The organism is Nocardia sp. NPDC059764, assembly GCF_042732555.1.
Taxonomy (GTDB): Bacteria; Actinomycetota; Actinomycetes; order Mycobacteriales; family Mycobacteriaceae; genus Nocardia.
In genome coordinates this window covers 49842-62202 of record NZ_JBHWHH010000016.1, presented here as the reverse complement: position 1 = coordinate 62202, position 12361 = coordinate 49842, and the positions used below count along the sequence as shown (strand labels likewise).

Genomic DNA, 12361 nt, shown 5'->3' with positions numbered 1-12361 from the left:
GCCTGCGACACCGACCTGTCCCAAAGACTCGAACCGCTAACCGGCGTTAGCGGTGCAAACCACCTTGCTGATCCCCGTCGCCGACAGATCCGCCGACCCGACATTCGCCAGCAGTGCCGGCGGGTAGTACTCGGAGAGGCTCTCGTAGGCGCTACGCAATGCGGTCGCACGATCGCGGCCCGTGCCGGTGCCCACCGCGAGATTGTCGGTGTTGTCATTGCGATACACCAGCGCGCCACAGCCGTTCGCCCAGGTGACCATCACCTGGCAGTCGGTGGCCCCTTCCCAGCCGCATTGATCCAACGCCTCGGCCATCGCCTCGTCCGCGCTCGGCGCATTCACGCTGCTGCCATAGATCCAATTGTCACCACTGAACGCGATCGACCCATACAGTCCGGCCGCATCAGCAGTACCAGCACCGATCGCCGACCCCGCCGCAAGACCAACCGCCGCGACCGCGACAACGGCCTTACCCATGAACTTCATCTAACTCTTTCCCTCTTCGCGCACACACAGATACAAACCCGACGAATCATGTCCGATAACCCCCGAATTCGCCCAATGCATATCGCACATCACACCCACCCCAACGGCATGGGATGCTTCGTGACCGTGAGTAGTACTGGTAACCGGGTGCCGGCTGCTGAAGCCAGCGACGGGGAGTTCATCGAGTTCGCGCACACGTACAACGGCTACGAGGCCTTCAGCACAACCCCGGAAGGTCTGGGGGAGACTGTGGGAGAGGTGCGACTGATCTGGAATCGGCTCGGCGAACTACCCGATGACCTGAATCTGCTGCGTGCCTGCCTCTTTCTCGAGGTGCGGGGACACCGTCACCGCGGCGATGACGCACCGTTCAAGGATGACCGATTCGTTCAAGCCTTGGTTGATCGGATTCGTGATATGTGGTCATAACCGCGTTAGGTCCACTTGCTGCTGCCGGCTATGAATCGGAGCGTCCGTTGCCTTCGCGGACGCCCACCCTGTTCACTGTGTGGCATGGGGTTTTTCAAGCGGAATAAGAAGTCGGATGAGTCGCGGCAGATCTCGTCGCATGGGGAATTGGCTGCGGTGTGGTCGCAGGGGGAAGAGATGATCGGCATGTTGGCGGAGGCGCACATGTCGTGGGGGTTGGGGTCGGCTGATCGGTGGGGGCTTGATCAGCGTACTGGGGTGATTACCTGGACTTTTCCGGGGCGGACCGCGACGGCTGCGGCGCAGCTGCTCGGGTCCTACAACGCGGACGCCGGAACGTGGCTTTGGGCTTGGGGCAATCAGAGCATTCTTCCCGAGATGAGTCGGGATTCCGCGGTTGTCCGTGATTGGCTGCTGGCGCAGGGGTATTCGGGGCTGGCGGAGCCGATGATCGATGCCGATGATCAGATGGCTGCCATGTTGGCCGCCATTGCCGTGCGGGTGACCGCGGCTCCCGGCTTCTATCGGGGGACGGGAAGTGCCGCAATACCGTTCATCACCTTCGGTCCGGTCACTCTTACCGCGGAAGACGGGACGAGTTCCACCTTCCAGATCGATTTCGAAGTGGAGTCCGCCGCGGAATGAGCGCGGCGTGGATCCGCCGTCGAGGGGTCAGATGCCCAGGAAGGTGCGGACGGGGCCGGTGAGGATGCCGGTGGTGAGGGCGTCCAGGGCGGCGGGGTCGGTGGCGGTGGTGGGGATGGTTCGGATGTCGCAGGTGGGGTGGGCCGTGGGGTTTTCGGCTTGTTGTTGGAGCCAGGCGAGGGCTGCGGGGGCGCCGAGGAACCATTCGCCGGTGTGGGCGGAGGCGGGCATGGCGAGTTGTTCTCGGCGGTACGTGACGGGGGTGCCGGCGGCGCAGTAGGTGGCGACCAGGGTGTCCATGCTGGAGATGAGGCTGCCTTCGTCGTCTATGGCGTTGTAGATGTAGAGGGGGGCGGTGGGGGCGGTGGCGCCCAGGGTGCGTTCGGCGAGGGCGGCGCTGATGGCGGGGTCGGTGAGGATCTGCTCGATGGGTTCGGTGAGGAACTGGTCGGCGTCGAAACCGAGGCTGGAAACCATGTTCTGGGGTGTGCAGTTGTCGGCGGCCTCCGCGATCTTCTGTTTCCCGGCGGGAGTCAGGTAGCGGTTCATGGCGGCGGTGAACACGGGGGAATCCTGCATGACGCCCATCAGCGCGATGGGGAGGAGGCCGCCGCCGACGGGCGTGCCGTTCATGGCGAGCATCGCGGCCCGAGGGTCAGCGACCGGTGCGCCGGCCGCCGTCCCGACCAGATTCAGTTCGGGCGCGTACCGCGGCTGTTCCTGTGCGGCCCAGGCACTCGCGATGCCGCCACCGGAGTAGCCCCACAGGAGCGCCGGGGTGCCGGGCCCGGACAGGGCGGCCGGTTCGAACGCCTCGACGGCCCGAATGCCGTCCAGGACGGCGTAACCGGGCTCCTTCGGCGTCGAGTAATGGTTGTCGATGCCGCCGAAGTCGGGCACCGAGACCGCCCAGCCGCGAGCCAGCCCGGCGGCGATCATCGCGGTCTCACCGGACATCGTGGTCAATTGCAGCGGACCGGATTTCGACGGATCGATCCAGGGGACATGCCCCTGGAACAACGCCTGGGACGGCTGGCACTGCGGCGCGATCGCATCGGTCATGTTCTGGAACGACAGCAGTGCCGTCGGCCGAGTCGTGTTCGCGGTCTTCAGCACCGTCGTCACCGCGGCATAGGGCTGACGGTTCGCGGCCGTGGTCCGATACAGCAACTGCCACGCTTGGACCGGCCACGGGACCAACTGTGAATAGCTGGCCTGGATCGGTCGCACGCGGAGGATCGTCCCGGGCTGTTGCGTCGAATAATCCGCGGGCGGCGTGTAGAAGGAGTCCGCGGTGTTGGGTACCGCCGACGCAGGCGTCGCCATCGCGCTCGTGGCCCCCACCAGTGCTGCGATCGGTATAGCCACTCGCGCGAATCGCGTGAAAAATGTTGTCCGGTAACGATATTTACGGCTCGACGACATCGGCCACCTCCCCTTCGGCGGCTCGAACTGTAACAGGTTTCAATTCGAAGGGACTGCCGGACGAGTACATTCGAGGGGTGACGCTCGGTATGGGGGAGCCGTTGGCGGGCGCGCGATTGCGGGCCGCGATCCGGGAAGCGCATGCCGAGGCGATGCGGGCGGTGGCGGCGGAGCCGGGGGAGCCCGCGGTGCCCCGGGATCTGATCGAATCACTGGCGTTGCAGCCGCGGGTGGCCGTGATCGCCGAGCAGTTGGACGCCGAATCGGTGGCTCTGCGGCTGCGACGCGAGGACGATTGGGGATGGGATCGACTTCGGAGGGAAGGTAGTTCGATGAGTGTCAGTCTGGCCAAGGGTGGGAATGTCTCACTGTCGAAGCAGGCGCCGAATCTGACGAAGGTTTCGGTGGGGCTGGGGTGGGATGTGCGCAGCACCACCGGCGCCGATTTCGACTTGGATGCCAGCGCCATGGCGTGCGGGCCGAATCAGCGGGTGGTGTCGGACAAGCACTTCGTGTTCTACAACAACCTGCGCTCGCCGGAGGGGACGATCGAGCACACGGGCGACAACCTGACCGGCGCGGGAGAGGGCGACGACGAGGTGATCAATGTGGACTTGGCGGCCATGCCGCCCACGATCACGAATATCTTCTTCCCCGTATCGATTTACGAGGCCGAGGCGCGGCGGCAGGCGTTCGGGCAGGTCCGGAACGCGTACATCCGGGTGGTGGACGCGGTCACGGGGACAGAACTGGCCCGGTTCGATCTGACCGAGGACGCCTCCACCGAGACGGCCATGGTGTTCGGGGAGTTGTACCGACACGGCGCGGAATGGAAGTTCCGGGCCATCGGGCAGGGGTATGCGTCCGGATTGGGCGGAATCGCACGGGATTACGGCGTCAACGTCTGACCCACCCGGCACTCGGTCTGCGCCCAGATCTCCTGCCCCAGACCGTGATAGCCGGTGATGGCGTCGGTATTGTTCAGGTGATCGGTCCAGAAGGTGCCGGGCTCCCGGCTCACCCGCTCGGCCACGGCGGTGGAGTCGACCAGTCGCAGCCGGTACCCCTTGGCCGCACACACCAGACCGAGCGCGGAACCACTACTGCCGCGCGCGTATTCGACCACCGTGTCACCGGGGCGCAGCCGCCCGTCGCGTTCGGCCACGGCGATCATGGCCTGGGCAGCCCGATCCTTCATGCTGCCGGACGGATTCTGTCCCTCGAGTTTCACCAGGATCTCCGCGCACCCCTCGGGCGTCACCCGGTGCAATCGCACCAGCGGAGTATTGCCGATCGCCGCCAAGACGTTGTCGCCGATGAACATGATCCGCGCCGACCTTTCCCGGGCCCCCGACTGGCTCAGGTTCGATTGTCCGGCAGCGGGGCGGGCCCGCGGGCCGGATCGGCGCAGGTTCGGCCCGAGACGAGGATCAGGCGTGCGCTGGAGGTTCAGTGCGCGAGCGGCGCGCCGATCACCGGCAGCGGCTGCGGCCGCTTGGCGACCCGCTGGTCACCGGAGGAGATTCCGCGCAGCCGGCGCATGGCCCACGGCCCCAGTGCGGTTGCCGCCCACTCGAGTTCGGCCGCCATTGACCGCAGCAGCCCCTGCTGGGGCAACGCGGGAATGAGCGGACGGGTCCAGGTGTCGTCGGAGCCGGGCAGTCGCAGCGCCTCGGCCATGGCCTCGGCGATGCGCTGATGCCCGAGCGGACTGGCGTGCAACCGGTCGGGACTCCACAGCCGCGGGTCGGTGACGACAGCGTGATGCCCGGTCTCCGCGATCAGGACCCCGTGCCGCCGGGCCGCCGCCCGCAACCGCTCGTTGAGGATCGACACCCGCCCGCGCAGCGGCCGGGCCAGCGGAATCGTCTCGGCGACATCGGGAAAGGTCAGGGTGGCCACGACCGCGCCGGTCGCGGTGAGCGCGGCGAACATCGCCTCGACGTCCGCGACGATGGCGTCCGGATCGAAGTTGGGGCGCAGCAGGTCGTTCATGCCCGCGAGCACGGTCGCCAGATCGGGCCGCAGCGACAGCGCCGCGTCCAACTGGTCGGCCCGGATCTGCCCGGCCAGCTTCCCGCGCACCGCCAGATTGGCGTACGACAGGCCCGGATTGGAGGCGGCCACTCGCTCGGCCAACCGGTCCGCCCAGCCCCGCAGGCCGGTCCGGTCGTCGCCGTCGCCGACGCCCTCGGTCTGGCTGTCGCCGAGGGCGACGTAACGGGTGTAGGTGCCATCGGTCATGGCGGATCGGCCTTTCGGTGACTGTCCGTGGATCATCCCAGGAAACCGGCGGCCACGGCGGCCGCCGCGAACACGTTCACGCACCCGCCGCCTGGTGTTCGGCCGCCGCTGCCTCCCGTTCGATTTGCGCGACGGCCTCGGCCTGGATCTGCGCGAACTGGGCGGCCATGGCCTCGGCCAGCGCCTGCGCACCCGAGAGCGGGCGAACCATGACGGTGAACTCGTCGATCTTGCCGTCGGCGTCGAGGTGCAGGAAGTCGCACCCGGTGATCCGCTTGCCCGAGACCGTCGTCTCGAACACCAGCGCGTGATCGGCGGCGTCGGGCGCGCCGATCTCCTTCACGTACCGGAAGTCCTCGAACACCCGCAGCACCCCGCGCAGGATGGCCGCGGTGATGGCCTTACCCGGGTACGGCTTGAAGGCGACCGGGCTGGTGAACACGACATTGTCGGCGAGCAGCGCTTCGATGGCCGCGGCATCGCGGGCCTCGACGGCCTGACGGAACGGGTGCATGATCCCTCGCATCCAGGTAGTCAAATCATTGCCTATGGGTTCGAACCGTATCGCGCGTACGCATGAGCTGTCCAGGGATCATATAGACAATTAGTTCACTATCCAGCTCGCGGCCGGGTACGGAGACGACGACGGCCCGATCCCTTGCGGAACCGGGCCGTCGCGGCGAGCGCTATTTGCCGATGACCCCGTACTGGGTCAGCAGTTCGCCGATCTCGTTGTTGCCGAGCCGCTTCGCCACCCCGCGCCACAGCAGCTCCGGCCCGGGCAGGTCGAACAGCGAGGCCAGACCCGACCCGACGAACCAGGCCGTCTTGCCGTCCACGCCCGCGGGCTTGCGGGGTCGCGTGAAGGCTTCGTAATTGCCGCTGGTGTACTCCATCAGAATTCCTGCCCCTCGGGGATCGGTCCGGAAAGACGGTGTGCGCCTAGGCCGTGTACTTGTAGAACCCCTCCCCGGTGGCGATGCCGAGCTTGCCCTTGTCGATGTAGTTGTCCTTGAGCCACTGCGCGATTCGCTGTCCGGTGGCGTCGCCGCTCATCAGGATGTTGTAGGGCGTGGTGAGCCCGATGATGTCGAGGATCTGGAACGGCCCGGCCGGAGCCCCGGTGCCGATGCGCCAGGTCTTGTCCACCGCCTCGGGCTCGGCGTAGCCGCCCTCGGCGAGGTTCATGGCCGCGTTGAGCAGCGGCACCAGCAGCGAGTTGAGGACGTAACCCGCCTTCTCCTTGTGCAGTTCGATGGGCACCATGCCGATGGCGGAGGCGAAGTCCACCACCGCCTGGTAGACGGCCGGATCGGTGTCGTCGGTGCCCATGATCTCGGCGGTGTTGAAGTGCCACACCTGATTCGCGAAGTGCAGCGCCAGGAACCGGTCGGGCCGACCGGTGAAATCCTTGATGGCGCTGGGCAGCAGGGTGGAGGAGTTGGTGGCGAAGATGGTGCGCTCGGGGGCGAGCGTGCCCAGCTTCTCGTAGATCTCCTGCTTGAGCGAGAGCACCTCCGGGACCGCCTCGATCACGAGGTCGGCCTCCGAAACCGCCGCGCCCAGATCGGAACTGAGCGCGATGCCCGCCGCGGTCGCCTCGGCCTTGCCGTCGCCCGCGCTCGGCACCTGCTCACGGTAGGTGGCGGCCAGTTTGTCGAAGCGTCCGCGCGCCGCGGTCAGCGCCGCATCGTCGATGTCGTAGCCGGTGACGTCGAAGCCGCGGAACGCGGTCTGGAACGCGATCTGGGAACCCAGCACTCCGGTGCCGAGCACGGTGACCTTGCGGATCTCGATGCCCATTGTCATTGCCTCCCTGTGGATGTGAAGAACCCGGTGATTATCTGTGCGATCTGCGCCCGCAGATCCGCCATGGCGTCGTGCCCGGGGTGCGCGCCGGTGGACGGCCGGGCCAGGACCAGATGCAGCACCGCGAAGATGCTGCGACCGGCTACTCGCGCCTGCTCCTCGACCTGCTGCGACCCCGTCGCGCCGGAGTCGGCGACGAGCCGTTGCGCGATCATGGATTCCAGCCGGGCCACCAGGGCCAGGCCCTCGGAGCGGTACTTGTCGGTGGGTGAGCCGAACAGCAGTTCACGCTGGTAGACGATGGTGTTCTCGGGCCGTCGCGCGGCGGTCCGCAGCAGCGGGCCCAGCATTTCGCACACCGCCGCGACGGTATCGGCCTGCGCGCGAGCCTGATCCGCGCCGACCTCCAGCGCGGTGCGCAGCTCCTCGTTGTAAACCATCAGCAGCAGTTCGCCTTTGGTGGCCGCGTAGCGGAACAGCGTGCCCGCCGCGATATCGGCGCGATCGGAGATCTGCTGGGTGGTGACCCGGTCGAAGCCCTGTTCGGCAAACAGGGTCGCGGCCGCCTCGAAGATCCTGGACTGTTTGTCGTGCATCTTGCGTTGCCGTCGTCCCTCGTGCGCCGATGTGGCCGTTGTGGCCATCGGACACCTCCAACCCTGCCTGCGTAAATGAGTTGACTCAAAAATGAGCGTACTCTTAGCTACTGATTGCGCAACCCCGCCCTGACCGGCCGGGCGTATGTTGATGGCATGGCCACGCATCTCACCCACTGGGGCGTTCTCGAAGCGGACAGTGACGGCGAACGGCTGACCGCGGTCCGCCCGTGGCGGGCGGACCCCGAACCCACTCCGCTCATCGAGAATGTCGCTTCGGCCCAGCATCATCCGGCTCGCATCGACCAGCCCTATGTGCGGCGCGGCTGGCTGGAACACGGCCCCGGGCCCGGGCCGCGCGGCGCGGAGGAGTTCGTGCCGGTCTCGTGGGAGACCGCGCTGGATCTGCTGGCCGGTGAATTGTCCAGGGTGTACCGGGAATTCGGTGCGGGCGCCGTCTACGGCGGCTCCTACGGCTGGGCCAGTGCGGGCCGATTCCATCACGCGCAGAGCCAGGTTCACCGATTCCTGAACTGCCTCGGCGGCTACGTCTCGCACCGCAACAGCTACAGCCTGGGCGCGTCGACGGTGTTGCTGCCGCACATCCTCGCCGATATGGGCACCATCATGTCCCGGGCCACCACCAAGTCGGTGCTGGCCAGGGAGGCCGAGCTGATCGTCTCCTTCGGCGGACTGTCGCCGAAGAACGTGGTGGTCTCGCCCGGCGGGGTCTCCAAGCACAATGGCCGCGGCTGGATCGAGACCGCGCACGCCAACGGCTGCCGCTTCGTCACCATCGGCCCGCTGCGCGACGACAGCCCGGCCGAGGCCCACGCCGAATGGATCGCGTCCCGGCCCGGCAGCGATGCCGCGCTGATGCTCGCGCTGGCCCAGGTGCTGGACGCGGAAGGCCTGGCGGACACGGCTTTCCTGGACCGCTACACCGTCGGCTACGACCGCTTCCGGGACTATGTGCGCGGCGCGGCGGACGGCATCGTGAAGGACCCGGAGTGGGCCGAGCCCCTCACCGGTGTTCCCGCGGACCGGATTCGCGGCCTGGCCCGCGAGATGGCGGCCACCCGGACCCTGGTCACGGTGAGCTGGTCGCTGCAGCGGGCCCAACACGGGGAGCAGCCGCTGTGGCTGGGCGTGGTGCTGGCCGCCATGCTCGGCCAGATCGGTCTGCCCGGAGGCGGATTCGGTCACGGTTACGGTTCGGCCGGGAATGTCGGTCTGGCCGTGCGGGTCACGTCCCCGCCGAAACTGCCGCAGGGGCGCAACGCCATCCACGACTTCATCCCGGTCGCGCGCATCGCGGACATGCTGCTGAACCCGGGTGAGCCGTACGAGTACAACGGCGAGCATCGCACGTATCCCGCTATCCGCCTGGTCTATTGGGCCGGTGGCAATCCCTTCCATCACCATCAGGACCTGGCCCGGCTGCGCACCGCCTTCGGCCGCCCGGACACCGTGGTGGTGCACGATCCGTTCTGGTCGGCCACGGCCCGGCACGCCGATATCGTGCTGCCCTCGACCATGACCATCGAACGCGACGACTACGGCTCGGGCGAGGGCGACCGCTACCTCTTCCCGATGCCCGCCCTGACCCGGCCGCACGCGCAGGCCCGCGACGACTACTGGATGTTCGGCGAGCTGGCCGAACGGCTCGGTGTCGGTAAGGAATTCACCGAGGGGCGCACGGCACAGGAATGGCTGCGCCACCTCTACGACGAATGGCGCGAACGCTCGAGCACGCGCGGTCACCAGGTGCCCGACTACGACAGCTTCTGGGCCGGGGAGTCCCTGGACCTGCCCATCGAAGCCGAGGAGCACATCGCCTTCGCCGACTTCCGCGCCGACCCGGACGCCCACCCGCTGCATACCCCCAGCGGCCGGATCGAGATCTTCTCCGACACCATCGCGGGCTTCGGCTACGACGAGTGCCCAGGCCATCCGGTCTGGCTCGAACCGGACGAGTGGCTGGGCGGCCCGCTGGCGGCTCGGTTCCCGATTCAGTTGGTGGCCAACCAGCCTCGGACCAAACTGCACAGTCAGCTCGATATCGGCGCGCACAGCCAGTCCTCGAAGATCCGGGGCCGCGAACCGGTCCGACTGCACCCGGACGACGCCGCCGCGCGCGGTCTCACCGAGGGGGACATCGTTCGCGTCTTCAACGACCGCGGCAGCTGCCTGGCGGGGCTGGAGATCAGCGACTCGGTACGCCCCGGCGTCGCGCAGCTGTCGACAGGCGCGTGGTACGACCCCGACCCGGCCGACGCCACCTTCTGCCGCCACGGAAACCCCAACGCGGTTACCCGAGATCGCGGCACCTCCCGGCTGAGTCAGGGGTGCACCGGGCAGCTGTCCCTGGTGGAGATCGAGCGGTACCGGGACCCGCTCCCACCCCTGACCGTCACCGGTCCGCCCGCCACAGCCAATCCCTGAGGCGGGCAAGCCCGCCCGCTATCGCTCGCCCCGCAGCGCGTGGCCCTGTGCGATGAGCGCTTCGATGACGGTGCGCGCCGCATTGGACGGCGTGCGCGCGGCCGCGTGCCCGACGCACAGTCGCCACGGCAGCGGGTAGGGCCGGTAGTCGGCGAACGGGACGCCGGGGGAGAGCCGCGCGACCGATCGCGGGATCAGCGCGACTCCGAAATCCTTGGCCGCCAACTCGAGTGCGAACGCCTGATCGGCGACTTCGATGACCGGGTAGCGGCCCGGGAACAGCTCGTCGGCGATGGTGCGGATGCCCCAGCCCGGCGGGAAGTCGATGAACCGCACCCCGTGCAGGTCGGCGGCGTGGAAGGGCCGGCCCGCCAGCGGATGCCCGGGCGCGGTGCACAGCACCAGCGTCTCCTCGGCGATGAGATGGGTGGTGAGGCCGGGGAATTCGTCGCTCATGCCCGCGAGCAGCGCCAGTTCGAGCGAATTGTCCAGCAGCCCGGCCACATTGCCGGCCATGCCGGAGATGCTCTGGCGCATCCGCAGGGTCACCTCCGGATACCGCCGGTGCAGTTCGGCGATGATGCCCGCCAGGTCGATGTTGTGGATGTTCATCAGATTGCCGACGACCACCTCGCCGCGGATCTCCCCGCGCGCGGCGTCGATGGCGTCCACGATGTCGCCGCGGGCGCGCAGCAGGGTGCGGGCGGGCGCGACCATGGCCCGGCCCGCGACGGTCAGCTCGAGGGTGCGCGGGGTGCGGTCGAACAGGCGCACCCCGAGTTCGTGCTCGAGTTTGGCGACGCTGGTGGAGACCGCCGATTGCACCAGGTTGAGGTGGCGGGCCGCGGCGGTGAAGGACCGGTGGTCACAGCAGGCCAGGAAGCACTCGATCTGACGTAGCTCCATGGGTCGAGCCTAGCCCTGCCATCTATTCGATAGATGACAGTATCGAAAACCATCGCTTTTGTAGATCGGAATCCCGCCTCACGATGAATCGGTGATGGTTTCCACGCTCCGCGCCCAGACGCCCGCACCGATCGCGCCCGAGACGTCCCCGACGCTGACCCGGACGACGGTGCTGGTGTTCGCGGTGACCGCGGGCTCCTCGGCCGCGGGCAACTACTACCTGCAACCCCTGCTGCACCAGGTCGCCGGTGACCTGAAGGTGTCCACCGCGAGCGCGGCCCTGCTGGTGAGCGCGGCCCAGATCGGGTACCTGTGCGGTCTGGCGTTCCTGGTCCCGCTCGGCGACTTCCTGCGCCGCCACCGCATGGTGCCGGTGCTGCTGCTGGCCTCGGTCGCGGCCCTGCTGGTGTCGGCGTTCGCGTCGAACTACGCGGTGCTGGTGGCCGGAGTGGTGGCCACCGGGGTCGCGGCCTCGGCGGCGCAGGTGGTCGTGCCGTGGGCCTCGGCGCTGGCCGATCCGGCGCGGCGCGGGCAGGTGGTCGGCACCGTGATGAGCGGTCTGCTGCTGGGAATCCTGTTGTCGCGGGTGCTGGCCGGGGCGGTGGCGCAGCTGGGCGGCTGGCGCGCGGTGCTGCTGGTGGCGGCCGGATTGCAGGTGGTGATGGCGATCAGCGTGTACCTGCTCGCGCCCGCCACCCCGCGCGCGGCGACCGGCGAGAGCTATCCGCGGGTGCTGGTGTCGATCCTGGGTCTGATCCGCCGCCACGCGGTGTTGCGGCAGCGCATGCTGCTCGGCTTCATCCTGATGGGGAGCTTCTCGCTGGTGTGGACCGCGCTGGCGTTCCAGCTGTCCGGATCGGGCGGAAGTTCTTACCACTACGGCGAATTCGTGATCGGCCTGTTCGGCCTGGCGGGCGTGGTCGGGGCACTGGGCGCGCCGGTGGTGGGCCGGCTGGCCGACCGCGGGCACCTGCGCCGCGTCACCACGCTGACCTGGCTGGTGCTGCTGGCCAGTTGGGCGCTGGTGATCTGGGGCGGGCACAACGTGGTGGCGTTGATCGCCGCGCTGGTGGTCTTCGACTTCGGTATCCAGGGCGCGCATCTGACCAACCAGTCGGCCATCTACACCCTGGATCCGGCCGCGCGCAGCCGGCTGACCACGGCCTACATGGTCACCTACTTCCTCGGCGGCGTGACCGGATCGGTGACGGCCGGGGCCGCGTTCGAGGCGGGCGGCTGGACGCGGGTGTGCGAGATCGGCGTGGCCGCGACCGTGGTCGGCCTGGTGCTGTGGGCGGTGTTCGCACTCCGGCCACAGCTCGCCAACTGAACATGCGACCGATTCACCCTGTGGCATACAACGATTCGCCGGGAGA

14 protein-coding genes are annotated in these 12361 nt (G+C 68.1%); 5 read left to right on the top strand and 9 right to left on the bottom strand.

All coding sequences use genetic code 11. The annotated features are described in order from the left end of the window. Positions 1-36: 36 nt before the first annotated feature. Positions 37-486, bottom strand: coding sequence for a DUF4189 domain-containing protein (locus tag ACFV4K_RS05805; protein WP_379272385.1), 450 nt, complete (start codon positions 484-486; stop codon positions 37-39). 75 nt (positions 487-561) lie between these two features. Here ACFV4K_RS05805 and ACFV4K_RS05800 point away from each other — a divergent pair, with 75 nt between their 5' ends. Together ACFV4K_RS05800 and ACFV4K_RS05795 are read left to right on the top strand one after the other, a co-directional pair. Continuing rightward, the gene (locus ACFV4K_RS05800; RefSeq protein WP_379272383.1) at positions 562-915 is read left to right on the top strand and encodes a hypothetical protein; all 354 of its coding nucleotides are present in this window, start codon (positions 562-564) and stop codon (positions 913-915) included. A gap of 84 nt (positions 916-999) precedes the next feature. After that, complete coding sequence (locus ACFV4K_RS05795; protein WP_379272381.1) at positions 1000-1560, top strand: DUF6882 domain-containing protein; 561 nt, start codon at positions 1000-1002, stop codon at positions 1558-1560. A gap of 27 nt (positions 1561-1587) precedes the next feature. Here ACFV4K_RS05795 and ACFV4K_RS05790 read toward each other — a convergent pair whose 3' ends face one another. After that, positions 1588-2790 (bottom strand): lipase family protein, encoded by a 1203-nt coding sequence (locus ACFV4K_RS05790; protein WP_379272380.1) that lies wholly within the window; start codon positions 2788-2790, stop codon positions 1588-1590. Positions 2791-3317: 527 nt separating this feature from the next. On the opposite strand from ACFV4K_RS05790, the gene ACFV4K_RS05785 reads away from it, so the two are divergent. Next, positions 3318-3893, top strand: coding sequence for a TerD family protein (locus ACFV4K_RS05785; RefSeq protein WP_357090755.1), 576 nt, complete (start codon positions 3318-3320; stop codon positions 3891-3893). Here the strand turns inward: ACFV4K_RS05785 and ACFV4K_RS05780 are convergent. The 6 genes from ACFV4K_RS05780 to ACFV4K_RS05755 all read right to left on the bottom strand — a co-directional run bounded on the left by ACFV4K_RS05780 (position 3875) and on the right by ACFV4K_RS05755 (position 7682). Continuing rightward, complete coding sequence (locus ACFV4K_RS05780) at positions 3875-4309, bottom strand: pyridoxal-phosphate dependent enzyme (RefSeq protein ID WP_379272378.1); 435 nt, start codon at positions 4307-4309, stop codon at positions 3875-3877. The two genes, ACFV4K_RS05785 and ACFV4K_RS05780, sit on opposite strands and share 19 nt — an antisense overlap. 125 nt (positions 4310-4434) lie before the next feature. Next, positions 4435-5229: an SGNH/GDSL hydrolase family protein gene (locus tag ACFV4K_RS05775; RefSeq protein ID WP_379272376.1), complete on the bottom strand. Its 795-nt coding sequence runs from the start codon at positions 5227-5229 to the stop codon at positions 4435-4437. A 76-nt stretch (positions 5230-5305) separates the two neighbouring features. Then, positions 5306-5743: a nuclear transport factor 2 family protein gene (locus ACFV4K_RS05770; protein ID WP_379272395.1), complete on the bottom strand. Its 438-nt coding sequence runs from the start codon at positions 5741-5743 to the stop codon at positions 5306-5308. A 172-nt stretch (positions 5744-5915) separates the two neighbouring features. After that, on the bottom strand, positions 5916-6125 hold the full coding sequence (locus tag ACFV4K_RS05765; RefSeq protein ID WP_379272396.1) for a hypothetical protein: 210 nt from the start codon (positions 6123-6125) through the stop codon (positions 5916-5918). A gap of 46 nt (positions 6126-6171) precedes the next feature. Further along, positions 6172-7032 (bottom strand): 3-hydroxyacyl-CoA dehydrogenase, encoded by an 861-nt coding sequence (locus ACFV4K_RS05760; protein WP_379272394.1) that lies wholly within the window; start codon positions 7030-7032, stop codon positions 6172-6174. 2 nt (positions 7033-7034) lie between these two features. After that, complete coding sequence (locus tag ACFV4K_RS05755) at positions 7035-7682, bottom strand: TetR/AcrR family transcriptional regulator (RefSeq protein WP_379272374.1); 648 nt, start codon at positions 7680-7682, stop codon at positions 7035-7037. A gap of 108 nt (positions 7683-7790) precedes the next feature. Between ACFV4K_RS05755 and ACFV4K_RS05750 the strand changes: the two genes are divergently transcribed. Further along, positions 7791-10079, top strand: a complete 2289-nt coding sequence (locus ACFV4K_RS05750; protein ID WP_379272373.1) for a molybdopterin-dependent oxidoreductase — start codon at positions 7791-7793, stop codon at positions 10077-10079. A gap of 18 nt (positions 10080-10097) precedes the next feature. Here the strand turns inward: ACFV4K_RS05750 and ACFV4K_RS05745 are convergent, their stop codons facing one another. Then, positions 10098-10985 carry a LysR family transcriptional regulator gene (locus tag ACFV4K_RS05745; protein ID WP_379272371.1) on the bottom strand — a complete coding sequence of 296 codons (888 nt, stop codon included), beginning with the start codon at positions 10983-10985 and terminating at the stop codon, positions 10098-10100. Between the two features lie 94 nt (positions 10986-11079). On the opposite strand from ACFV4K_RS05745, the gene ACFV4K_RS05740 reads away from it, so the two are divergent. Then, complete coding sequence (locus ACFV4K_RS05740) at positions 11080-12315, top strand: MFS transporter (RefSeq protein WP_379272369.1); 1236 nt, start codon at positions 11080-11082, stop codon at positions 12313-12315. Positions 12316-12361 lie beyond the last annotated feature (46 nt).